Annotated in this window: 21 protein-coding genes; 14 read left to right on the top strand and 7 right to left on the bottom strand. The window is 60.7% G+C overall.

Translation table 11 applies throughout. From position 1 onward, the window contains the following. Window positions 1-148 precede the first annotated feature (148 nt). From AC2444_RS14695 to AC2444_RS14675, 5 genes are all read left to right on the top strand, one after another. Window positions 149-1,408, top strand: coding sequence for an ABC transporter substrate-binding protein (locus tag AC2444_RS14695; RefSeq protein WP_012758334.1), 1,260 nt, complete (start codon window positions 149-151; stop codon window positions 1,406-1,408). Between the two features lie 216 nt (window positions 1,409-1,624). Next, window positions 1,625-2,572, top strand: coding sequence for a carbohydrate ABC transporter permease (locus AC2444_RS14690; protein WP_012758333.1), 948 nt, complete (start codon window positions 1,625-1,627; stop codon window positions 2,570-2,572). Window positions 2,573-2,581: 9 nt separating this feature from the next. Beyond that, a complete protein-coding gene (locus AC2444_RS14685) occupies window positions 2,582-3,421 on the top strand; it encodes a carbohydrate ABC transporter permease (RefSeq protein ID WP_012758332.1) in 840 nt (279 codons plus the stop codon). Between the two features lie 41 nt (window positions 3,422-3,462). After that, a complete protein-coding gene (locus AC2444_RS14680) occupies window positions 3,463-4,476 on the top strand; it encodes a Gfo/Idh/MocA family protein (RefSeq protein ID WP_050786645.1) in 1,014 nt (337 codons plus the stop codon). Between the two features lie 10 nt (window positions 4,477-4,486). After that, window positions 4,487-5,488, top strand: coding sequence for an ABC transporter ATP-binding protein (locus tag AC2444_RS14675; protein ID WP_012758330.1), 1,002 nt, complete (start codon window positions 4,487-4,489; stop codon window positions 5,486-5,488). 73 nt (window positions 5,489-5,561) lie between these two features. Here the strand turns inward: AC2444_RS14675 and AC2444_RS14670 are convergent, their stop codons facing one another. The 6 genes from AC2444_RS14670 to AC2444_RS14645 form a co-directional block, all read right to left on the bottom strand. After that, complete coding sequence (locus AC2444_RS14670; protein WP_012758329.1) at window positions 5,562-5,867, bottom strand: NIPSNAP family protein; 306 nt, start codon at window positions 5,865-5,867, stop codon at window positions 5,562-5,564. 195 nt (window positions 5,868-6,062) lie between these two features. Then, window positions 6,063-7,124 (bottom strand): ABC transporter ATP-binding protein, encoded by a 1,062-nt coding sequence (locus AC2444_RS14665; protein WP_012758328.1) that lies wholly within the window; start codon window positions 7,122-7,124, stop codon window positions 6,063-6,065. A gap of 12 nt (window positions 7,125-7,136) precedes the next feature. Then, on the bottom strand, window positions 7,137-7,925 hold the full coding sequence (locus AC2444_RS14660; protein WP_012758327.1) for an ABC transporter permease: 789 nt from the start codon (window positions 7,923-7,925) through the stop codon (window positions 7,137-7,139). Next, entirely contained in the window at window positions 7,922-8,815 is an 894-nt protein-coding gene (locus AC2444_RS14655) for an ABC transporter permease (protein ID WP_003561109.1), read from the bottom strand. The genes AC2444_RS14660 and AC2444_RS14655 overlap by 4 nt, the downstream gene beginning before the upstream one ends. 71 nt (window positions 8,816-8,886) lie before the next feature. Beyond that, window positions 8,887-9,990 (bottom strand): ABC transporter substrate-binding protein, encoded by a 1,104-nt coding sequence (locus AC2444_RS14650; protein ID WP_012758326.1) that lies wholly within the window; start codon window positions 9,988-9,990, stop codon window positions 8,887-8,889. Between the two features lie 191 nt (window positions 9,991-10,181). Further along, on the bottom strand, window positions 10,182-11,054 hold the full coding sequence (locus tag AC2444_RS14645; protein WP_012758325.1) for a MurR/RpiR family transcriptional regulator: 873 nt from the start codon (window positions 11,052-11,054) through the stop codon (window positions 10,182-10,184). Window positions 11,055-11,233: 179 nt separating this feature from the next. Here AC2444_RS14645 and AC2444_RS14640 point away from each other — a divergent pair, with 179 nt between their 5' ends. The 6 genes from AC2444_RS14640 (at window position 11,234) to AC2444_RS14615 (ending at window position 18,916) form a co-directional block, all read left to right on the top strand. Continuing rightward, window positions 11,234-12,004, top strand: a complete 771-nt coding sequence (locus AC2444_RS14640; RefSeq protein ID WP_012758324.1) for an N-formylglutamate amidohydrolase — start codon at window positions 11,234-11,236, stop codon at window positions 12,002-12,004. Between the two features lie 120 nt (window positions 12,005-12,124). Next, window positions 12,125-13,681: an amino acid permease gene (locus tag AC2444_RS14635; protein ID WP_026157428.1), complete on the top strand. Its 1,557-nt coding sequence runs from the start codon at window positions 12,125-12,127 to the stop codon at window positions 13,679-13,681. A 147-nt stretch (window positions 13,682-13,828) separates the two neighbouring features. Beyond that, window positions 13,829-15,196, top strand: a complete 1,368-nt coding sequence (locus AC2444_RS14630) for a glutamine synthetase family protein (RefSeq protein ID WP_012758322.1) — start codon at window positions 13,829-13,831, stop codon at window positions 15,194-15,196. A 243-nt stretch (window positions 15,197-15,439) separates the two neighbouring features. Beyond that, window positions 15,440-16,825 carry an aldehyde dehydrogenase family protein gene (locus tag AC2444_RS14625; protein ID WP_012758321.1) on the top strand — a complete coding sequence of 462 codons (1,386 nt, stop codon included), beginning with the start codon at window positions 15,440-15,442 and terminating at the stop codon, window positions 16,823-16,825. Continuing rightward, window positions 16,822-17,973: an iron-containing alcohol dehydrogenase gene (locus tag AC2444_RS14620; RefSeq protein WP_012758320.1), complete on the top strand. Its 1,152-nt coding sequence runs from the start codon at window positions 16,822-16,824 to the stop codon at window positions 17,971-17,973. The genes AC2444_RS14625 and AC2444_RS14620 overlap by 4 nt, the downstream gene beginning before the upstream one ends. Window positions 17,974-18,202: 229 nt before the next feature. After that, window positions 18,203-18,916, top strand: a complete 714-nt coding sequence (locus AC2444_RS14615; protein ID WP_012758319.1) for a ParA family protein — start codon at window positions 18,203-18,205, stop codon at window positions 18,914-18,916. A 75-nt stretch (window positions 18,917-18,991) separates the two neighbouring features. Here the strand turns inward: AC2444_RS14615 and AC2444_RS14610 are convergent, their stop codons facing one another. Next, complete coding sequence (locus AC2444_RS14610) at window positions 18,992-20,392, bottom strand: L,D-transpeptidase (protein ID WP_012758318.1); 1,401 nt, start codon at window positions 20,390-20,392, stop codon at window positions 18,992-18,994. A 362-nt stretch (window positions 20,393-20,754) separates the two neighbouring features. Between AC2444_RS14610 and AC2444_RS14605 the strand changes: the two genes are divergently transcribed. The 3 genes from AC2444_RS14605 to AC2444_RS14595 all read left to right on the top strand — a co-directional run bounded on the left by AC2444_RS14605 (window position 20,755) and on the right by AC2444_RS14595 (window position 22,422). Continuing rightward, window positions 20,755-21,594 (top strand): aldose 1-epimerase family protein, encoded by an 840-nt coding sequence (locus AC2444_RS14605; protein ID WP_012758317.1) that lies wholly within the window; start codon window positions 20,755-20,757, stop codon window positions 21,592-21,594. A 71-nt stretch (window positions 21,595-21,665) separates the two neighbouring features. Next, window positions 21,666-22,004, top strand: a complete 339-nt coding sequence (locus AC2444_RS14600; protein WP_003541467.1) for a protein tyrosine phosphatase family protein — start codon at window positions 21,666-21,668, stop codon at window positions 22,002-22,004. Window positions 22,005-22,077: 73 nt separating this feature from the next. Beyond that, complete coding sequence (locus AC2444_RS14595; RefSeq protein WP_003541466.1) at window positions 22,078-22,422, top strand: RidA family protein; 345 nt, start codon at window positions 22,078-22,080, stop codon at window positions 22,420-22,422. Window positions 22,423-22,467 lie beyond the last annotated feature (45 nt).

Raw genomic sequence — 22,467 nt, 5'->3', positions numbered from 1 at the left:
CGCAGGCGTCCGCCTTCGTGTCCGTCGAGCTTTCGGGACCGGCATTGCTGGCGGTCCTCCAAGGGGCGTTGGGTGTTACCTCAAACACGCCAATTGCTTGTTTCAGATCGAAAACAGCGCCTCGCGGCGCTTAAAACAGGAGAGGGAAATGAAAAACACTGCTCTGAAAAGCCTGCTGCTTGCCTCCAGTCTGCTGAGTTCAGCGGGTCTCGTCCACGCCGCCGACGTCACGCTGACGGTCGAAAGCTGGCGTAACGACGACCTGCAGATCTGGCAGGAAAAGATCATCCCGGCTTTCGAAGCCAAGAACCCGGGCATCAAGATCGTCTTCTCGCCGACCGCGCCGACCGAATACAACGCCTCGCTGAACGCCAAGCTCGATGCCGGCTCCGCAGGCGATATCATCACCTGCCGTCCGTTCGATGCCTCGCTCGAACTCTTCAACAAGAAGCAGCTCACTGACATCACCAGCCTGCCTGGCATGGAGAACTTCTCGCCGGTCGCCAAGGCCGCCTGGAGCACCGACGACGGCAAGTCGACCTTCTGCGTGCCGATGGCTTCTGTCATCCACGGCTTCATCTACAACAAGGATGCCTTCGACAAGCTCGGCATCTCGGTGCCGAAGACCCAGGACGAGTTCTACGCAGCGCTCGACAAGATCAAGGCCGACGGCACCTACATTCCGCTCGCCATGGGCACGAAGGACCTCTGGGAAGCCGCTACCATGGGCTACCAGAATATCGGCCCGAACTACTGGAAGGGTGAGGATGGCCGCGCCGCCCTGATCGCCGGCAAGCAGAAGCTGACGGATGCCGACTGGGTCAAGCCCTATGAAGAGCTTGCCAAGTGGAAGCCCTATCTCGGCGACGGCTTCGAAGCCCAGACCTATTCGGACAGCCAGAACCTGTTCACGCTCGGTCGTGCCGCGATCTATCCGGCCGGCTCGTGGGAAATCTCGCTGTTCAACAGCCAGGCCCGGTTCAAGATGGGCGCCTTCCCGCCGCCGGTTCCGAAGGCCGGCGACACGGGCTACATCTCCGACCATCCGGATATCGGTGTCGCTCTGAACACCAAGAGCACGCATGCCGAGGAAGCCAAGAAGTTCCTCAGCTGGGTCGCTTCGCCTGAGTTCGCCGATATCTACGCCAACGCGCTGCCCGGCTTCTTCAGCCTGAACTCCAACCCGGTCAAGATGTCCGATCCGCTCGCTCAGGAGTTCGTTTCCTGGCGCGGCCCGTACAAGTCGACGGTGCGCTCGACTTACCAGATCCTGTCGCGCGGCACGCCGAACCTCGAAAACGAGACCTGGGTCGAATCGGCCAATGTGATCAACGGCACGGATACGCCTGCGGTTGCTGCCGAAAAGCTCCAGAAGGGCCTCGACAGCTGGTACAAGCCGGCCAAGTGATGTGATCAGGGGCGGCGTTTGCAGCCCCTCATCCGGCCTGCCGGCCACCTTCTCCCCGCTCGCGGGGAGAAGGAGACTCGCAGCGACCGCCCAGCCCGATATAGCATCTCAACAGGGCGTGTTCCCTCTCTTCCCAAGTGGCAGAGAGTTAGGGTGAGGCGCAACGTTTTCCACCTGTGCTGCCCTTGCGGCCAGTCGACAGAACAGGCAAAAGCCATGAGCGAAACCGACAACACGGCCGATATCGTCCCGATCAGGCGCGCGGTGCGCTGGCACATCTTCGTCTTCATGCTGCCGGCCCTGATCGTCTATTCGGCGGTCATGGTGCTGCCGCTCATAGAAACTCTTCGGCTGTCGCTCTACAATACGGTCGACGGGCAGCCGGCCTTCGTCGGATTGGCGAATTTCAAGGTGCTGTTCGGCGATGCGCGCTGGGCGCGCGATTTCTGGAATGCCCTTGTCAATAACCTGATCTTCTTTGCCGTCCACATGTGCGTGCAGAACCCGATCGGCGTGGCGCTTGCCGCCCTGCTTTCGGTGCCGAAGCTGCGCGGCGTCGCCTTTTACCGGACGGCGATGTTCCTGCCGACGCTCTTGTCCTTCGTCATCGTCGGCTTCATCTGGAAGCTCATCCTTTCGCCGATCTGGGGCGTGGCGCCCTGGATGCTCGATCTCATCGGTTTGAAATTCCTGTTCGCACCCTGGCTCGGCAAGTCCGGTTCGGCGCTGATTGCGGTGTCGCTGATCTCGAACTGGCAATATATCGGCATTCCGATGATGCTGATCTATGCCGCACTGCTCAGCATTCCCGAAGAGGTGATTGAGGCGGCCGAATGCGACGGCATCACCGGCTGGGCCCAATTCTGGAAAATCAAGCTGCCGCTCATCCTGCCGGCGATCGGCATCATCTCGATCCTGACCTTCGTCGGCAATTTCAATGCCTTCGACCTGATCTATACCGTGCAGGGGGCGCTTGCCGGACCTGACATGTCGACCGACATTCTCGGCACGCTGCTCTACCGCACCTTCTTCGGTTTCCAGCTTCAGCTCGGCGACCGCTCGATGGGCGCGACGATTGCCACGGTGATGTTCCTCATCATCCTCGCCGGCGTCTCGCTTTATCTATTCGTCATCCAGCGGCGCATGCGTCGCTACCAGTTCTGAGGAGCGGGCATGTCCAAGGCACGCACATCTCCCATCCGCACCGGCCTCGTGCATCTGGCGCTGAGCGCCTATACTCTGGTCGCGCTGTTTCCGGTCTTTCTCACCGTCATCAACTCGTTCAAGGATCGCGCCTCGATCTTCCGCGAGCCGCTGATGATCCCGACGCCGTCAACCTTCAGCCTCGTCGGCTATCAGACAGTGCTCGGGCAGGGCGATTTTGCCACCTATTTCCAGAACAGCTTCATCGTCACGATCGTCTCGATCCTGCTGGTGCTGCTCTTTGGCGCCATGGCGGCCTTTGCGCTTTCCGAATACCGTTTCCGCGGCAATATGCTGCTTGGGCTCTACATGGCGATCGGCATCATGATCCCGATCCGCCTCGGCACGGTGGCGATCCTCCAGGGCATGGTGGCGGCCGGTCTCGTCAACACGCTGACGGCGCTGATCCTCGTCTATACCGCGCAGGGCATACCGCTGGCGATCTTCATCCTGTCGGAATTCATGCGCACGGTGTCGGACGATCTGAAGAATGCCGGCCGCATCGACGGACTTTCCGAATATGCGATCTTCTTCCGCCTGGTGCTGCCGCTGGTGCGCCCGGCCATGGCGACGGTCGCCGTCTTCACGATGATCCCGATCTGGAACGATCTCTGGTTCCCGCTGATCCTCGCACCCTCCGAGGCCACCAAGACGGTGACGCTCGGCTCGCAGATCTTCATCGGCCAGTTCGTCACCAACTGGAACGCGGTGCTGGCGGCGCTGTCGCTGGCGATCCTGCCTATCCTCGTCCTCTACGTCATCTTCTCGCGGCAGCTGATCCGCGGCATCACGTCAGGAGCCGTCAAGTGACCAAAAAACCGATCCGCGTGCTCGTTGCCGGCCTCGGCAATATGGGCCGCAGCCATGCGCTCGCCTATCACAACAATCCAGGCTTTGAGATCGTCGGTCTCGTCAATCGCTCGAGGCCACAATTGGAGCCCGAGCTGCAGGGCTATACGATCTATCCCGACTTCACGACGGCGCTGGCCGAGCTGAAACCGGACCTCTGCTCGATCAACACCTATTCCGACAGTCATGCCGATTATGCGGTCGCCGCCTTCGAGGCCGGCTGCGATGTCTTCGTGGAAAAGCCGCTGGCGACAACGGTTGCAGACGCCGAGCGCGTCGTCGCGGCGGCCAGGAAGGCCGGGCGCAAGCTGGTGATCGGTTATATCCTTCGCCATCACCCCTCCTGGATGAAGCTGATCGAAGAGGCGCGAAAGCTCGGCCCGCCTTACGTCTTCCGCATGAACCTCAACCAGCAATCCAGCGGCCCGACCTGGGCGACGCACAAGTCGCTGATGCGCACGACCTCGCCAATCGTCGATTGCGGCGTGCATTATGTCGACGTCATGTGCCAGATCACTGACGCCAGGGCTGTCGAGGTGCGCGGCATGGGGCTGCGTATGTCGGAAGAGATCGCTGCCGACATGTATAATTACGGTCACCTGCAGGTGCTGTTCGAGGATGGTTCCGTCGGCTGGTACGAGGCTGGCTGGGGACCGATGATTTCGGAAACCGCTTTCTTCGTGAAGGATGTGATGTCGCCGAAGGGCGCGGTGTCGATCGTCATGGATCCGAACGCCAAGTCCGACGATATCGATACGCACACCAAGACCTCGGTGATCCGGCTGCATACGGCAGAGACCGGGCCTGACGGCAAGTTCATCCGACCCGACCAGGATATGACGATGGCGGGCGAGCCCGGTCATCAGGAACTCTGCGACCTGGAACAGGCCTTCATGCTGAGGGCGATCCGCGAGGATCTGGACCTCGACCGCCATATGGCGGATGCGGTGGCATCGCTGCGCATCTGCCTTGCCGCCGACGAGAGCGTGCGTACCGGCCAGCCGGTCACATTATAAGGAAAGACCCGTGGGATCGCTTCAACTCAAATCCATCCGCAAGACCTATGGCACGCATGAGGTGCTGAAAGGCATCGACCTCGAGGTCAAGGACGGCGAATTCGTCATCTTCGTCGGGCCGTCGGGCTGCGGGAAATCGACGCTGCTACGCAGCATTGCAGGCCTCGAAGACGTCACGTCGGGCGCCGTCGTCATCAATGGCCGCGATGAGACGTTGACGCCGCCGGCCAAGCGCGGCATCGCGATGGTGTTTCAGTCCTACGCGCTCTATCCGCATCTGACGGTCAAAGACAATATGGGGCTTGGTCTCAAGCAGGCCGGCACCGCCAAGGATGAGATTGAAAGGCGCGTCGGCAAGGCATCCGGCATGCTGTCGCTGGAACCCTATCTGGCGCGGCGGCCGGCCGAGCTCTCCGGCGGCCAGCGCCAGCGCGTCGCCATCGGCCGTGCTATCGTGCGCGAGCCGGAACTCTTCCTGTTCGATGAACCGCTGTCGAACCTCGATGCGGCGCTGCGCGTCCAGACCCGCCTCGAAATCGCCCGGCTGCACCGCAGCCTGAAGGCGACGATGATCTATGTCACCCACGACCAGGTCGAGGCGATGACGCTTGCCGACAAGATCGTCGTCTTGAATGCCGGCGCGATCGAGCAGATCGGTTCGCCGATGGAACTCTACAAACGACCGGCCAATGTCTTCGTTGCCGGCTTCATCGGCTCCCCGCAGATGAATTTCATCGCGGCCGAGAAGGTCGGCGATCACAGCGCCAAGACGATCGGCGTGCGTCCCGAACACCTGACGTTGTCGCGCGAACAGGGGACTTGGGCTGCTAAGGTCGTGCATGTCGAGCATCTCGGCGCCGACACGATCATCTATCTGGAATCCGAACAGTGCGGCCTGTTGACCGCGCGTCTTTTCGGCGAACACCAATATGAGCCGGACGAGATCGTCTATGCGACGCCTGACCAGGCGCATGTGCACCGCTTCGACGTCGACGACCAGGCGATCCGATAAGCGCATGACAGAATGAAAAGCCCCGCCAGCCAGCCTGGCGGGGCCTTTTCATTTCCCGTCGTGCGCGGTTCGATCAGCCGAGCACGGGCCGCATGAAGCTACGTTCATAGCTGACGATACTGCGGTTGCGTTTGTCGAGCTCGAAAGCGGCCTGACATTCCGGATCGCTTGCCATGCGGGTGCGGTAGTCCTCGTAAGCGGCAAGACTCGGGAAGGAAAACAATGCAACGGCAATATTATTGGCGCCTTCGGACGGCAGGAAATAACCGTGATGGGTGCCGCCCATCCTGTTGACGATCGGAATCCAGAGCCGGGCATATTCTTCGAATTCGGCAAGCTTATACGGATCAATCACATAACGCAGGTGGCAGGTAATCATTGACATATCCCATCGAGTAAAATGCCGGGCGGAGGGCTGCTCAGCAGATTTGGTTTGCTCAACTTCTGGCGCTGACCTCGGAGAGTTCAAGTGCTTTGTGGTGATGGCTGCATCACGATTGCTGACGGCTCGGACGAGCTGAAATGAAAAAGGCGCCGTTTCGCGGCGCCTTTTGTCTCAGCAGTATTGGCGAAATCAGTCGCGGATGATGAGCAGGTCGGCTGCCATGAAGCGCAGGGTTACCGTTTCGCCGGCCTGCGGCGGGGTGGTGCCCGGGCTGTTGAACATGTCGAAGGAGATGACGTTGCCGCCGACATTCATGCGGGTGCGGATGACCGACCCCAGGAAGTGGGCCGAAACGACCTGGCCGGTCAGCGCCGTGTCGCTCTTGACGCTGTCGGAGAGCGAGCCGGCTTCCGGGCGCAGCGCCAGCGAAATGGTTTCGCCGGCCTTGTGGGCGGCGACCGACTGTTTCAGCGTTATGCCTTGATCACCGATCTGGATGCGGTTGGTATCGGGATCGACGACCTTGGCCTCGATGAGGTTCAGCGTGCCGACGAAGGAGGCGACGAAGCGCGTCGCCGGCGTGTTGTAGATCTCGAAAGGCGAACCGATCTGGTCGGCCTTGCCTGCATTCATGACGACGATGCGGTCGGAGATCGAAAGGGCTTCTTCCTGATCATGGGTGACGAAGACCGTGGTGATGCCGAGCTGCTGCTGGATCTGGCGGATTTCCTCGCGCAGCGACACGCGGATCTTGGCGTCGAGTGCGGAGAGCGGCTCGTCGAGCAGCAACACTTGCGGCTTGACGGCGAGCGCACGGGCAAGGGCTACTCGCTGCTGCTGGCCGCCCGACAGTTGATAGGGGAAGCGGTCGGCCAGGTGATCGAGCTTGATCAGGCCGAGCATTTCCTTGACGCGCGCGTCGATCTCAGGCTTTTGGGCACCGGCGACCTTGAGACCGAAGGCGACATTGTCGTGTACCGTCATGTTGGGGAAGAGCGCGTAGGCCTGGAACACCATGCCGATATTGCGCTGGTTCGGCTTCAGCGCGCTTTGGTCCTTGCCGTTGATGGTCAGCGTGCCGCCGGTTGGCGTTTCGAAGCCGGCGATCATACGCAGAACGGTCGTCTTGCCGCAGCCCGACGGACCGAGGAAGGAGACGAACTCACCCTTCTCGATGTTCATGTTGAAGTTCTTGACGACCTGAACCGGGCCGAAGGATTTTTGAATGTTGTTCAGCGTGAGAAAAGACATGAGCCAGATACCTTAAGCCTTTGCCGGGCGGGCTTTGCCGACGCGGGAAACGATGTTGAGCAGGCCCATGCTGAGCCAGGTGATCGAGAAGGCGATGACGGCAAGCGCCGAAGGCTCATAGGCCTTGTTGGCGCCAACGAGCTGCAGGTAGGGACCGAAGGCCGGACGGTTCAGAAGTGCGGCAAAGGTGAATTCGCCCATGACGATCGCGAGCGTGATGAAAGCGCCAGAGAGCACGCCGCTCATGACGTTGGGAAAAATGCATTTGAACATGATGGTCGTCCATCGGGCGCCGAGGCTTTCGGCCGCTTCCGTCAGCGTGCGGACGTCGATGGCGCGCATGGCGGTATCGACGGCGCGGTACATATAAGGCAGGGACAGGGTGATATAGGAGAAGACCAGCAGGATGTTGGTGCCGGTCGTCGAACCCGTCAGCGGCAGGTAGGACGAAGAATTATACATCCTGAGGTATCCGAAGACGATGACGATCGCCGGAATGACAAGCGGCAGCAACGTGATGAATTCGACGACCGGACGCATCTGCGGCAGCCGCAGCCGCACCCAATAGGCCGTCGGCACGACGAGCAGCATGCCGAAGACGATGGTGAGCAACGCCATCAGCATCGAATAGCCGAAGGTCTCCCGGAACTGAATGTCGGAGAATACCGACTCATAAGCATCGAGGCTGTATTCGCCGCGGCGCATGCGCAATGAAAACTCGATTGTGCCGATCAACGGGATGACGAAATAGGATGCACCTAGAATGACGGCGATCCAGGCTCCGAGACGCTGAGCTTTCATTTCTGCCACCGTTCTGCGCGCATGCGCAGCATGAGGTAAAGGACGTTGGAGACGCCGGTGATGACGATCATGCCGAGCGCGATGGCGTAACCGAGGTTGGCATTGTGCAGAACGTCGCCGCGGATCTGCGCATAGAGCAGGATCGGCACGATGTTCAGCGAGCTGCCGGTCAGCGCGAAAGCGGTGGCAATGGCGCCGAAAGCGTTGGCGAAGAGCAGCAGCGTCGTGCCGAGCAGGCTCGGCCAAAGGATCGGCAGCGCGACCATCGTCCAGTACTGGCGGTTGGTGGCGCCAAGAATCTGCGAGGCTTCGCGCCATTCCTTCTTCATACCGTCGAGGGCCGGCGTCAGAATCAGCACCATCAGCGGGATCTGGAAATACATGTAGGTGATGGTGAGGCCGAAGAAGGACAGGAGATTAAAGCCGGTGCCGTAGAGATTGAAACCGAACCATTCACGCAGGAAAATCGTCACAAGCCCGGTGCGGCCGAGCGTTGCGAGAAAGGCGAAGGCGAGCGGCACGCCGGCAAAATTCGAGGCGACGCCGGAGAAGGTCAGCAGCGTCGAGCGCACGGAGGCGGGCAGGCCGCCGAGCACGACGGCCCAGGCGAGGAAGAAGCCGATCAGCGCACCGCCCAGAGCCGACGCCACCGACACACGGATACTGATCGAGTAGGCGCTCATGATGGATGGGGTAAAGAGATCACCGATATTCTTCAGCGTCAAATCGCCCTCGGGCGTCAGGAATGCGCCCGCCACGAGATAAAGCGTGGGGATGATCAGGAACAGCAGGGAGAATATGATGAATGGTGCAATGCCCAGCCAGTCGATCACGCGATCTCTGTTGATCAAGGGGGCACTGCGCACCATAGGCGTTGAAACGGTGCTCATGGAAAAGCTCATCCTGGGGCGTCGGAGTGAGAAAACCTCCCCGCCTTGCGGCGGGGAGGCCGGATCAGAGATTACTTGACGGCGGCGCCGACGACGGAATCCCAGTTCTTGGTGATGGCTTCCTTGCCAGCAGACTGTTCTTCGAGCGTCGGGAAGACAGCCTTTTCATAGGATGCAGCCGGCGGCAGCTTATCGAGCAGTTCCTTCGGGATCTTGTTGTTCTTGGCAAGATCGTTGAAGCGGATCGGGTGGCAATAGCCCTTCAGCCAGCCGAGCTGACCTTCGTCGGAATAGAGGTATTCCATCCAGAGCTTCGCAGCGTTCGGGTGCGGAGCGAAGGCGGAAATCGCCTGGACGTAGACGCCGGCAACGACGCCTGTCTTCGGAACGACGACCTCGAACGGAGGATTGCCCTTCAGGCTTTCGCCCCAGGAGAGGGCGTTGTAATCCCAGGCAACGATGATCGGCGTGGAGCCCTGGGCGAACGGAGCTGCCTTGCCGACGACCGGCACGAAATTACCGCTCTTGTTCAATTCGGCGAAGAACTTCAGGCCTTCTTCGCCTGCCTTGGCCGCGTCACCGCCGGATGCGGAAAGACCAGCGGCATAGACGCCCTGGACAGCCTGGTTGGCGGCGCGCGGATCGCCCGCGAGGGCGACGCTGTTTGCGTAGTCGCTCTTCTTCAGATCGGCCCAATCGGCCGGCGATTCCTTGACGAGATCCTTGTTCACGAGGAACGAGAGAACGCCGTAATAATCGCCGTACCAGTAGCCTTCGGCATCCTTGGCGGTATCCGGGATGGAGTCCCAGGTGGAGACCTTGTAAGGCTGGATCAGGCCGTCTTTCTTTGCGGACGGGCCGAAAGAGAGCCCGACGTCGATGACGTCAGGAGCCTGCGGGCCGGTGTTGCCCTTGTTGGCCTTGATGGCTTCGACTTCGTCGCCCGAACCCGCATCTGGGTTGAGCTCGTTGACCTCGAGGCCATACTTGGCCTTGAAGCCGGCAATGACCTCGCCGTAGCCGCACCAGTCGTGCGGAAGAGCGATCGTCGTCAGGGTGCCTTCCTTCTTGGCGGCGGCGATAAGTTCAGCGCTCGGCTCGGCAGCGGCAATCGCGGTCGAAGCCACGATCATCGCAGTAGAAAGCGACAGTAGTCGAGAAATGTTAGAGATCACTGTTGTTCTCCTTCGGGTTTTCAGTGTCTGGCGATGCTGTTAATGAGGTTACATGAAGCTTGTGTGACAGTTGGATGACGTTAATTCTGCTGTGAATAGCGGTGGTTGTGGCAAATGTTTTATTTGCGACAACGCCGTCTGTTTCCGCGAAAAATCCGTCATTGTTTTTCTTTTGTTTTAGTCTTGTCCTCCTAACCCGGTTTGCGGAAAAGCCTGGTCTGCTCGAACAGGCCTTCCAGTGTCTTCATGCGCTCCTTCGTCTCGTCCCAGGTCGAATTCTGAACGGCCTCGATCAGCGCTTCGACGATGTACAGGGTGACCACGGAGGAATCCCAGGCCGACGGCGCCTCGATCCGGACGCGGAAGGCATGCCTGGCGAGCTTGGCGGCCGGCGAGCCCCACTGGTCGGTGAAGACGATGATTTCGGCGCCGCGTTTGCGGGCGGCGGTTACAAGGCTCACCATCTCCTGCTCGTAGCGTCGGATGTCGAAGATGATCAGGATGTCGCCGGCATTCATGTTGAGGACATATTGCGGCCAGCTGCTGGAATTCGACGATAGCAGCGTCGTTGCCGGCCGGATCACCTGCATATGGGTGAAGAAATACTCGGCAAGCGCGCCGGTGATGCGGCCACCAACGAAATAAAGGCCGCGCTTGCGGTCGGAAAGCAGCGCGGCGACGCTGTCGAAAGTCGCGGTATCGAGATCGGTCAGCGTCTGGCGCAGATTGCCCATGATGGCATCGGCGAAACGGTTGAGAATGTGGGTGCCCGGCGCATTTTGCGCCCAGCGGTCGTGCTTGGCGATCGGGTTCGAGATCGTCGCCTCGACTTCCTGATGCAGATGCGCCTGAAAGTCCGGATAGCCCTTGAAGCCGAGCTTCTGCACCATGCGCACGACGGTCGGCGTCGAGACGCCGGCATTCTCGGCAATCGTGGTGATGCTGCCGAGGCCGGAAACCGGATAATTGTCGAGAAGGCTTTCGGCCAACTGCTTCTCGGCGCGCGTCAACACCCCCAAATGCGAGTGTATGACGTCCGAAACCGTCTTCGACGCAACTGTCACGTAACTATGCTCCCCGGGATGGTCTGGCGCCACTTTCCCACTCAAAGTTAACAACGCTGTCATAATCCATGTCAACCACTGTCATGAAAAGAAATTTTCAGTGGATGCTTGACACCGGCCGAAACCTGAAGAATTCTTTTCTTCATCAAGAATTTGTTAAGGGATAAGGAGTGGCGCCTTTGGTGCTGGCCCGGCCGAAAATCCTCAGTGAAGCGGACGGTGACTGCGTCGGGATCGAACGTATCCACGGCCGGAGCCCGGTGCTTCTCATCTGCGAGCACGCTTCGAATGCGCTTCCAGTCGTTTTCGGCGATCTCGGCCTGCCCAGCGAAGCGCTCTCCAGTCACATTGCCTGGGATCCAGGCGCGCTTGCGGTTGCCCGCAGCATATCGGAAGCGCTCGACGCGACGCTCGTTTACCAGAGGTTCTCGCGGCTTATCTACGACTGCAACCGACCGCCCAGTTCACCCGGCGCGATGCCGGAGACCAGCGAGATCTACGCCATTCCCGGCAACAAGGATTTGAGCCCCGAAGAACGACTTGCGCGCACCGACTCGCTCTACGTGCCTTTCCATGACGCCATTCGCGGGCTGATCCGCGATCGCCGGGCGAGGGCACAGGACAGCATCATCGTGACGATGCACAGCTTTACGCCGGTCTATCACGGCCGCGAACGCGCCGTCGAACTCGGCATATTGCACGATGAGGACAGCCGGCTTGCCGACCTTATGCTGGCGGCTGCGGCCGAGGCGCCGCTTTACAGGGTGGAACGCAACGAGCCTTACGGGCCCGAGGACGGCGTGACCCACACGCTGATCCTGCACGGGCTGTCGAACGGCTTGCGCAATGTGATGATCGAGGTCCGCAATGACCTCATCGCAGACGATATCGGCCAAGGGGTCATGGCCGACTATCTGAAAGGGCTGCTCCAGCAAAGTCTGGACGCCTGACATAAAAAGAAGACCCGAGGGAGCAGTTTAACTGCGGACGTCCGCATGGCGCAAATGCCGCGGACAATTGGCACTGAATCGGCCCGCAATTCCGCGGCCGATCGTGAACAGGGGGAAGTCATGTCGGATTATACCGAACTGGACAAGAAGCAGGATGTGCACATCCTGCATTCCATGGGTTATGCCCAAGAACTCGAACGACGCATGAGCTCGTTTTCGAACTTTGCCGTCTCATTTTCCATCATCTGCATTCTCTCCGGCGGCATAAATTCGCTGGCGCAGGCGACCTCGGGTGCCGGCGGCGCCGCCATCGGCATCGGCTGGCCAGTCGGCTGCTTCATCTCGCTCGTCTTCGCCATCGGCATGGCGCAGATCAGCTCGGCCTATCCTACGGCCGGCGGCCTCTATCACTGGAGCTCGATCCTCGGAAACCGCTTCACCGGCTGGGTGACCGCCTGGTTCAACTTGCTCGGTCTCGTCACCGTGTTGGGCGCCATCAATGTCGGCACCTATTATTTCTTCATGGGTTCGTTCGGCACCAGCTATCTCGGGCTGACCGACACGACGACGGTGCGCATCATCTTCCTCGTGGTCATCACCGGCGCGCAGGCGCTCGTGAACCACATGGGCATCGGACTGACCGCGAAGCTGACCGATTTCTCGGGTTATCTCATCTTCGCGACCGCTATCGCGCTGTCGGCCGTCTGCCTCATCGCAGCGCCCTCCTATGAGATCGGCCGTCTCTTCACTTTCGCCAACTATTCCGGCGAAGTCGGCGGCAACGTCTGGCCTTCCACCTCGGGCGCCTGGGTCTTCCTTCTCGGCCTGCTGCTGCCGATCTACACCATTACCGGCTATGATGCCTCGGCGCATACGTCGGAAGAGACGGTCAAAGCTGCCGAATCGGTGCCGCGTGGCATGGTTGCCTCGGTGCTCTGGTCGGCGCTTTTCGGCTATATCATGCTGTGCGCCTTCGTGCTCATGCTGCCGAATATGGATGATGCGGCAAAGCAGGGCTGGAACGTGTTCTTCTGGGCGATGGACAGCCAGGTCAACCCGATCGTCAAGGACATTCTCTATCTTGCCATCCTCGTCAGCCAGTGGCTGTGTGGCCTTGCGACCGTTACCTCGGTCTCGCGCATGATCTTCGCCTTCTCGCGTGACGGCGGTCTGCCGGCGTCGAAGGTCCTGTCGAAAGTCAGCCCAAAGTACCGCACGCCGGTGGCTGCGATCTGGACCGGCTCGATCCTCTCGGTTCTGTTCGTCTGGGGCTCCTCGCTCGCTACGATTGGTGACACGCCGGTCTATACGATCGTCGTCTCGTGCACAGTCATCTTCCTGTTCTTCTCCTTCGCGATCCCGATCACGCTCGGCTTGTTCGCCTGGGGCACGTCGAAGTGGGACAAGATGGGGCCGTGGAACCTCGGCGAAGGCGTCTTCAAGCTCTTTGCCGTGCTGACCGTCATCGCGATGATCCTGATCTTCATCCTCGGCATTCAGCCGCCGAACGAATGGGCGCTCTACATCACCGTCGGTTTCCTGGTGCTGACGGCGATCGTCTGGTTCGGCTTCGAAAGCCGCCGCTTCAAAGGGCCGCCGATCGGTGCGGAAGTGGCAAAGCGTCAGGCCGAGATCGCGGCCGCCGAAGCAGCCGTCGGCGAAAGCGGCGAAAACTAAGCATCGAGGCTTCCCTCTCAAATGGCGGGGCCGCATCCTGCGGCCCCATCACCGGTTCAACGAAAAGGCATCGGGCCGCAAAGTCCGGCCGAGCGCATGCGATTTCGTTGCCCCGATTTTCTCAATCCCAATTCAGGCGGAACAATCATGAGCAGCAGCTACACAATCGACGATCTCAGGAAGGATGTTGCCGAAGGGCGCATCGACACGGTTCTGGCCTGCCAGGTGGATATGCAGGGCCGGCTGATGGGCAAGCGTTTTCAGGCGGAATATTTCGTCGAGAGCGCCTGGAAGGAAACGCACAGCTGCAACTACCTGATCGCCACCGACATGGAGATGGAGACCGTCTCCGGCTACAAGGCGACGAGCTGGGAGAAGGGCTACGGCGACTATACGATGAAGCCGGATCTTGCGACGCTGCGTCGTATTCCCTGGCTCGAAGGCACTGCGCTGGTGCTCTGCGATATGCTCGATCATCATACGCACGAGGAGGTCGCCCACTCGCCGCGCGCGATCCTGAAGAAGCAGGTGAAGCGGCTCGAGGATATGGGCATGAAGGCCTACATGGCCTCCGAGCTCGAATTCTTCCTGTTCGACCAGACCTACGAGGCGGCGCAGGCTTCCGGCTACCGCAACCTCAAGCTCGTCAGCGCCTATAATGAGGACTACCACATCTTCCAGACCACCAAGGAAGAAGAGGTGATGCGGGCGATCCGCACCGGGCTGCAGGGCGCCGGCATCCCGGTCGAGAACTCCAAGGGCGAGGCTTCGGCCGGCCAGGAGGAGATCAACGTGCGCTACGCCGATGCGCTCGCCATGGCCGACCGGCACGCGATCATCAAGAACGGCTGCAAGGAGATTGCTTGGTCGAAGGGCAAGGCCATCACCTTCCTGGCCAAGTGGAATTACAATGCTGCCGGCAGTTCCTCGCATATCCACCAGTCGCTTTGGAGCCTGGAGGAAAAGCCGCTGTTCTTCGACCATACCGGCAAATACGGCATGTCGCCGCTGATGCATAATTACGTTGCCGGGCTTCTCGCCCATGCGAGCGAGATCACCTATTTCCTGGCGCCCTACATCAACTCCTACAAGCGCTTCATGGCCGGCACGTTTGCGCCGACCAAGGCGATCTGGAGCAAGGACAACCGCACCGCCGGCTATCGCCTGTGCGGCGAAGAGACCAAGGGTATCCGTATCGAGTGCCGCGTCGGCGGCTCCGATCTCAATCCCTATCTCGCCTTCGCCGCGCTGCTTGCCGCCGGCATTGACGGCATCGAGAACAAGCTCGAACTCGAAGCGCCCTTTGTCGGCGACGCCTATGGCGGCAAGGGCGTTCGCGAGATCCCGCGCACGCTGCGCGCGGCCACGGCGGCGATGACGGAATCGGCGATGCTGCGCAAGGCCTTCGGCGACGACGTGATCGACCACTATACGCGCGCCGGCGAATGGGAGCAGGAAGAATACGACCGCCGCATCACCGATTGGGAAGTGGCGCGCGGTTTCGAAAGAGCTTAATAGGCATTTGCGATTTGCTTGGCCCTGACCCTAACCTTGCCGGGGTCGAGCCACTGGTCTCGACCCGTCCTACGGACCCCCGTAAAAACGGGGAGAGGGGACGTGCCAAACGCAGCGTCGATGTTGGGGAAAGCCGGTGCGGCATATCCCCTTCGCCCCGTTTACGGGGAGAAGGTGTCGGCAGGCGGATGAGGGGCCACGGCCTCACTCAAATTTTGAAGAATACGAGGATAGGAACAGATCATGGCAATGATCCAATGCATTTCACCGGTTGACGGGTCGGTCTATGCCGAGCGCGCAGCCCTTTCGCTCGACGCCGCTAAGGACGTCGTGGCGCGTGCGCGCAAGGCGCAGAAGGGCTGGGCGAAGCGGCCGCTCGAAGAGCGTGTGCAACTGGTGTTGAAGGGTGCTGCGCGGCTGAACGAGATGTCCGATGTCGTCGTGCCGGAGCTTGCCTGGCAGATGGGCCGGCCGATCAAGTACGGCGGCGAATACAAGGGTTTCAACGAGCGTTCCAACTATGTCGCCTCGATCGCGGCGGATGCGATGGCGCCTGTTGTCGTCGAGGAGAGCGATCGTTTCGAGCGGCGCATCGAGCGCGAGGCGCATGGCGTCGTCTTCGTCGTAGCACCATGGAACTATCCCTATATGACGGCGATCAACACGATTGCGCCGGCGCTGATGGCCGGCAACACCGTCGTGCTGAAGCATGCCTCGCAGACGCTGCTGGTCGGCGAGAGGCTGGTGCAGGCTTTCATCGAGGCCGGCGTTCCCGAGGATGTGTTCCAGAACGTCTTTCTCGATCATGAAACGACGTCAGCGCTGATTGCCGCCGGCAGCTTCAATTTCGTCAACTTCACCGGATCGGTCGAAGGCGGGCGGTCGATGGAACGGGCGGCTGCCGGCACCTTCACCGGCCTCGGCCTCGAACTCGGCGGCAAGGATCCGGGATATGTCATGGAGGACGCCGATCTCGAGGCGGCCGTCGACACGCTGATGGATGGCGCGACCTACAATTCCGGCCAGTGCTGCTGCGGCATCGAGCGCATCTATGTGCATGAATCGCTCTACGACGCCTTCGTCGAGAAATCGGTTGCCTGGGTATCGAACTACAAGCTCGGCAATCCGCTCGATCCGGAAACCTCGCTCGGGCCGATGGCACATAAGCGCTTCGCCAAGGTGGTGCGCGAGCAGATCGCCGATGCGGTTTCCAAGGGCGCCAAAGCGCTTGTCGATCCCAAGCTTTTCCCCCAGGATGACGGCGGCGCTTATCTCGCACCGCAGATTCTCGTCGATGTCGACCACTCGATGGCCTTCATGCGCGAGGAGACTTTCGGTCCGGCAGTCGGCATCATGAAAGTGAAGAGCGACGAGGAGGCACTCGCTTTGATGAACGACAGCCAGTACGGGCTGACGGCCTCGCTCTGGACCAGGGATGCCGAGCGGGCAGGGCGGCTCGGCCGCGAGATCGAAACCGGCACCGTTTTCATGAACCGCGCAGACTATCTCGATCCGGCGCTTTGCTGGACCGGCGTCAAGGAGACCGGCCGCGGCGGCTCGCTGTCGATCATCGGCTTCCACAATCTGACGCGCCCGAAATCCTTCCATCTGAAGAAAGTCACAGCATGAGCAGCAACATCACCGCAAACTGGAGCTATCCGACATCGGTCAAGCTCGGCCGAGGCCGCATCGCGGAACTGGCTGACGCCTGCAAGAGCCTCGGCATCAAGAAGCCGCTGCTCGTCACCGACCGTGGCCTTGCCTCGATGGCGATCACCAAGACTGCGCTCGATATCCTCGAAGATGCCGGTCTCGGCCGGGCGATCTTTGCCGATGTCGATCCGAACCCGAACGAGAAGAACCTCGAAGCTGGCGTCAGGGCTTTCAAGGATGGCGGCCATGACGGCGTCGTCGCCTTCGGCGGCGGCTCTGGCCTCGATCTCGGCAAGTGCGTCGCCTTCATGGCCGGCCAGACGCGGCCGGTCTGGGACTTCGAAGATATCGGCGACTGGTGGACGCGTGCAAGCCTGGACGGCATCGCCCCGATCGTCGCTGTGCCGACAACGGCAGGCACCGGTTCGGAAGTCGGGCGCGCCAGCGTCATCACCAATTCCGAAACGCATGTGAAGAAGATCATCTTCCATCCGAAGTTCCTGCCTGGCGTCGTCATTTCAGATCCGGAACTGACGGTCGGCATGCCGAAGATCATCACGGCCGGCACCGGCATGGATGCCTTCGCCCATTGCCTGGAGGCCTATTCCTCGCCCTTCTATCACCCGATGTCAGCCGGCATCGCGCTCGAAGGCATGCGGCTCGTCAAGGAATTCCTGCCGCGCGCCTATAGGGAAGGCACGGATCTGGAGGCTCGCGCCAACATGATGGCCGCTGCCGCCATGGGCGCGGTCGCCTTCCAGAAGGGGCTCGGCGCCATTCACGCGCTGTCGCACCCGATCGGCGCCGTCTACAACACCCATCACGGCATGACCAACGCGGTGGTGATGCCGGCGGTGCTGCGCTTCAACCGCAAGCCGATCGAGGAGAAGATCGGCCGTGCCGCCGCCTATCTCGGCATTTCGGGCGGTTTCGACGGATTCTACGATTATGTGCTGAAGCTCCGCTCCGAACTCGGCGTGCCGGAGACGCTGTCGGCGATGGGAATCGCTGCCGACCGCATCGACGAATTGTCGGCCATGGCGATCGAAGATCCGAGCGCCGGCGGCAACCCGGTTGCGCTGACGCTTGAAAATACCAAGGCACTATTCAAAGATTGCTTCTGACGGCATAAGAGCGGACCAACAGACTGGCCTGGAAAACCGCGGTTTCCCAGGCCTTTTTCGTTCCGGCGGCATCCCTATTTTTAGGGATGTGAAAAATACCGGCTGCAATTTCGCCGCGCGTGTTTCGAATTTGTTAACCATGATTAGAAAGAATGAATTAACCGCACGATGCTCCGACGGTGCGTAAAAGAGCGATTCCGGCTCGCACCATTCCTTCCGAGGACCGAAAATGCCTGTCATCACATTCGCAAATACCAAGGGCGGCGCCGGCAAGACGACTGCTGTTCTGCTGCTCGCGACCGAGCTTGCCCGCAAAGGTTATCGCGTCACCATTCTCGACGCCGACCCGCAGCACTGGATTTCGCGCTGGCACGAAATATCAGGTCATGTACCCAATCTTTCGGTGATCGATTTCGTCACAACTGCGTCGCTGCCGCTGCATATCAGCGAGAACAAGCACAATACCGACTATTTCATCGTCGACCTGCCGGGTGCGCGCAATCCGCTGCTTGCCACCGCCGTCGGCCTTTCCGACCACGTGCTGATCCCGATTCAGGGCTGCGCGATGGATGCGCGCGGCGGTGCGCAGGTGCTCGAGCTGCTGCAATATCTGGATGAGAAGGCCGGTATCAAGATCTGTCATTCGGTGGTGCTCACCCGCGTCAATTCGATGGTGACGACGCGGGCGCTGCAAGTCGTTAAGTCGCTGCTCAGCGAGCGGCATGTGCCGGTGCTCGATACGGCGATCATCGAACGCTCCGCCTTCCGCGACATCTTCGACTGTGGCGGCACGCTGCACACGATCGATCCCACACGCGTCAGCAATCTCGACAAGGCGCGTGAGAACGCGACCTGTTTTGCCGAGGAAATGATGCGCAAGCTGCCGGTGAGGCTGACGGCATCCGCCCGCGTGACGAGCCCGATGGTCCGCTCGGCCGCTTGAATATAGCCCCCACCTGAAACGACAAGGCCGCCGGAGCGATCCGGCGGCCTTGTCGTTGTTGTCGTCAGAATGATTTCAGTCGACGAATTCGACCGTCACTCCCGGCTTCACCATCTTGGCAAGCTCGGTGGCATCCCAGTTGGTCAGGCGGATGCAGCCGTGGCTCTGGGTGCGGCCGATCTTCGAGGGCTCGGGCGTGCCATGAATGCCGTAGGTCGGCTTGGAGAGCGCCATCCAGACGGTGCCGACGGGGCCGTTCGGGCCGGGCGGAATGTTGAGGATCTTGTCGTTGGCGCCCTGCTGGAAATTGATCTTCGGATTGTAGGTGTAGCCGGGATTGAGGGCGACGCGCTCGACGGTGACCGTGCCTGACGGCGAGGGGGTGTCGGTGGAGCCGATCGATGCCGGATAGGCGGCAAGCAGATTGCCGGCGCCGTCATAAGCGAAGACCTGCTTACGGCCCTTGTCGGCGATGATGCGCGCAACCGCGCCGCTCTTCGGCTCGCCTGGATTGACGACCTTGATGACGGTGCCGGCAACGGTGAAATCGGCGCCGGGGTTCATCTCCTTGAGGAAAGCCTCATCCATGTGGAAACGCTCGGCGAGCATCTCGGTGGTCGAGGTGTAAGCCAGCGACGGCAGCAGCGCCTTATGCGAATAATCTTCCGGAATCTCGGCGACGAAGGGGCCGGCCGCATCGGCGGGCGTGATCGTGTAGCTGACCACAGGCAAGCCGCCGGTCATGCGCAGTTCTTCCAGAATGGCGTCGGTGTCGTTCGGATCGAGCTTGGAGCCTGTCATCTGGTCATATGCATAGATGCCCTTGGTGACGTTCGAGCCCATATGGCCGTCGATGACGCCCGGAGAGATGCCGGCGCGATCGAGGAAGACCTGTAATGCGACGATCTCGGGCTTCGACTTGTTCTTCAGCGTGATGACGGGCTCATCAGGTGCTGCCTTCGGCTGGTCGGCGGGCGGGATCTGCTGGCCGGGGTCGATCGAGGCATAGTCGTCGCCGGGTTGCGGATTGCCGATGCTGTTGTCATCGGGATAGGGCTGGTCGCCGAGCGGCCGGCGTTCGATCGCCGCATCGCGCGGTATGCCGCCGGTGACGGCGCCGCGCTCGGAATAACGCGTATCGCCATCGGGATTGTTGTCGGAATAATAGGGGTCGTTGCCATACTGGTCGTTATAGACCTCGCGAGGGCCCGGCCGCGGCGGATAGTAGCCCCGCGCACGCATCTCGGTGGCGACGACGTTGCCATAGTCGTCGATCAACACGCGATTGCCGCTGCGGTCGCGGGCGTAGATATAGCCAGCTGGAACATAGTCGAGGATTTCGCCGCTCGGCGTCACAAGCACGATATCGCTCTGGCGGCGATCGCGGAACTGCTGCGCGCCTGCCTCCGGCGCTGTAGCCGCAAGAGCAGCCAGGACGGCTGCGAGGCAAAATGCCGACTTCAAAAAGCGATTCACGTCTGATACCTCGAACAGTGACTGGCAGACACACACCTGCGAATTTTGACGCTAGTGTGGAATTTATGAAAGCGTGCTGAACAAAATATGAAAATCACTAAGATTTCCTTTTGCTCATAAACGTTTGCGCCCTTGTGTCAGTTCCGCAAAATCCACGGTTGCTGCAATAACGCAAGATGCAGGCGACGCCGATTGACGAATGGCGGCATGAAACCTAACGCTGGCGCATCATGTTTTGCGAAAATCGATTCCGTTTTTCGCAAAGCATGATGCGTTGATTCAAAGTGTTAGAGCGTCCTTTGTGCGTCCGAAAAGACGCTTAGCGCTCTAAAAGGGGCCGACAATTCCCCAAGGAGACCGTGATGATCGAATTTGCCGCCGCAAGCGGGCCGCGCCTGATGCTGGACGAAACATCTGTGCTGGATATCGGCGGATGCATCGTCGACGGCGTCGACATCGCGCCGAAGCGCGCCATTCCCGATGACGGCGATCCACGAATCGATCACTCGCTCGAGGGCTTCCTCTTCACCTGCGGGCCGGACCATATCCGCCACCGCCAGCCGATCCCCGGCCGGGACGACGGCAAGGTCTATCCGCTGCACGGATCGGCCTCCGGCCATGCGGCAAAGGTGCTGTGGACGAAGTTCGAGAATGGCAATGCCGAATGCCGCGCCGATATCGACATCACCACTGTCGAGGGACTGCCGCAGCGCATCGAGCGGCTGTGGCGGATCGATGGGGCGACCGGCGAGGTGCGGCTTGAGGATCGGGTCATCAATACCAGCGATCGGACGGTGCCGACCTTCCTGATGTACCACATGAATACTGGCGGCAAATGGCTGGACGAGGGCACGCGGCTCGAAGGCCGGATGCTGGAAAATGGCGGTTTTCCCTGGACATTCGGCGAGCAGCCGGGCGGCATCTTCTGCGTCGCGGCGCCGGCGATGGAGAAGGGGTTCGCGGAGGTCCGCCTCGGGCCGATCGCCGCAATCGGCGACAGGACGCTGCGGGTGCGTTTCCGCGCCGACACGCTGCCGCATCTGCAGGTCTGGCGGAACCAGAAGGCGCCGGCCCATATCATCGGCATCGAGCCAGTTTCACATCGGTGGATATCGCGCGACGAGCTAGAGGCCGCCGGTGAGTTCAACATGCTGGCGCCGGGCGAGAGCTGCAGCTATGCGCTGACCTTTGCCTTCCTGTGAGCGAAGTGTTGTTGACGCTGGCAGACCTCCGTCGTAGACCTTCAGCCCACGATTTTTGAGGAGACAAGACGATGGATATTCGCCAGATCGACGATGAATATTCGGTTTCGGGCCAGATCACGCTTGAGGAGCTCGACGAGATCAAGGCGCTGGGGTTCAAATCGATCGTCTGCCACCGCCCCGACCACGAAAGTCCCGACCAGACGTCGTTCTCTGTTATCGAGGCGCGCGCCAAGGAACTCGGCCTTAATATCGCCCACGTGCCTGTCGGGCCGATGGGCGTGACCGAGGAAGCCGTGCAGGGCATGGTCGACGCGCTCGACGAATTCCCGCGGCCGATGCTCGGCTATTGCCGTTCCGGCGCACGCTCGACGGCGATTTACCAGAAGACCCACCATATCCGTAATTGAGTCCCGTTCCGGGCGCCGATTTTCCGGCGTTGAACCTCAGCGCCGCCACCTTCCATTCACTCAGGAGACTATGATGAGCATCAAGCGTATCGACGTCGGCTCGCGCATGAGCGGCGCCGTCATTCACGGCAATACAGTCTATCTCGCAGGCCAGGTCGGCGAGGGCGAAAGCGTCACCGATCAGTGCAAGTCCTCGCTTGCCGAAGTCGACCGCCTGCTGGCTGCGTCGGGCAGCAGCAAGTCGAAGATCCTGCAGACGATCATTTACCTCGCGGACATCGCCGATTTCGCCGAGATGAATGCCGTCTGGGAAGGCTGGATCGATCCGGCCAATCCGCCGGCCCGCGCCACCAGCGAAGCCAAGCTCGCTGCGCCGAAATACAAGGTCGAGTTTATCATCACGGCCGCACTCGACTAAGTCGTACCATTCCGATTGCCTGAAGCCGGTGAGCACTGCGCGTGC

It is taken from the genome of Rhizobium sp. WSM1328 (genome assembly GCF_057653715.1).
Note: the sequence above shows the minus strand (reverse complement) of the source record. Positions and strands in the feature narration are given on the sequence as shown.

Coding starts and splice junctions, on each gene's coding strand:
- AC2444_RS14620 (WP_012758320.1), top strand. CDS start 16,822: ATGAGCAGCAACATCACCGCAAACTGGAGCTATCCGACATCGGTCAAG.
- AC2444_RS14600 (WP_003541467.1), top strand. CDS start 21,666: ATGGATATTCGCCAGATCGACGATGAATATTCGGTTTCGGGCCAGATC.
- AC2444_RS14680 (WP_050786645.1), top strand. CDS start 3,463: ATGGGCCGCAGCCATGCGCTCGCCTATCACAACAATCCAGGCTTTGAG.
- AC2444_RS14685 (WP_012758332.1), top strand. CDS start 2,582: ATGTCCAAGGCACGCACATCTCCCATCCGCACCGGCCTCGTGCATCTG.
- AC2444_RS14595 (WP_003541466.1), top strand. CDS start 22,078: ATGAGCATCAAGCGTATCGACGTCGGCTCGCGCATGAGCGGCGCCGTC.
- AC2444_RS14695 (WP_012758334.1), top strand. CDS start 149: ATGAAAAACACTGCTCTGAAAAGCCTGCTGCTTGCCTCCAGTCTGCTG.
- AC2444_RS14615 (WP_012758319.1), top strand. CDS start 18,203: ATGCCTGTCATCACATTCGCAAATACCAAGGGCGGCGCCGGCAAGACG.
- AC2444_RS14630 (WP_012758322.1), top strand. CDS start 13,829: ATGAGCAGCAGCTACACAATCGACGATCTCAGGAAGGATGTTGCCGAA.
- AC2444_RS14625 (WP_012758321.1), top strand. CDS start 15,440: ATGGCAATGATCCAATGCATTTCACCGGTTGACGGGTCGGTCTATGCC.
- AC2444_RS14605 (WP_012758317.1), top strand. CDS start 20,755: ATGATCGAATTTGCCGCCGCAAGCGGGCCGCGCCTGATGCTGGACGAA.
- AC2444_RS14635 (WP_026157428.1), top strand. CDS start 12,125: ATGTCGGATTATACCGAACTGGACAAGAAGCAGGATGTGCACATCCTG.
- AC2444_RS14660 (WP_012758327.1), bottom strand. CDS start 7,925: ATGAAAGCTCAGCGTCTCGGAGCCTGGATCGCCGTCATTCTAGGTGCA.
- AC2444_RS14690 (WP_012758333.1), top strand. CDS start 1,625: ATGAGCGAAACCGACAACACGGCCGATATCGTCCCGATCAGGCGCGCG.
- AC2444_RS14665 (WP_012758328.1), bottom strand. CDS start 7,124: ATGTCTTTTCTCACGCTGAACAACATTCAAAAATCCTTCGGCCCGGTT.
- AC2444_RS14670 (WP_012758329.1), bottom strand. CDS start 5,867: ATGATTACCTGCCACCTGCGTTATGTGATTGATCCGTATAAGCTTGCC.
- AC2444_RS14655 (WP_003561109.1), bottom strand. CDS start 8,815: ATGAGCACCGTTTCAACGCCTATGGTGCGCAGTGCCCCCTTGATCAAC.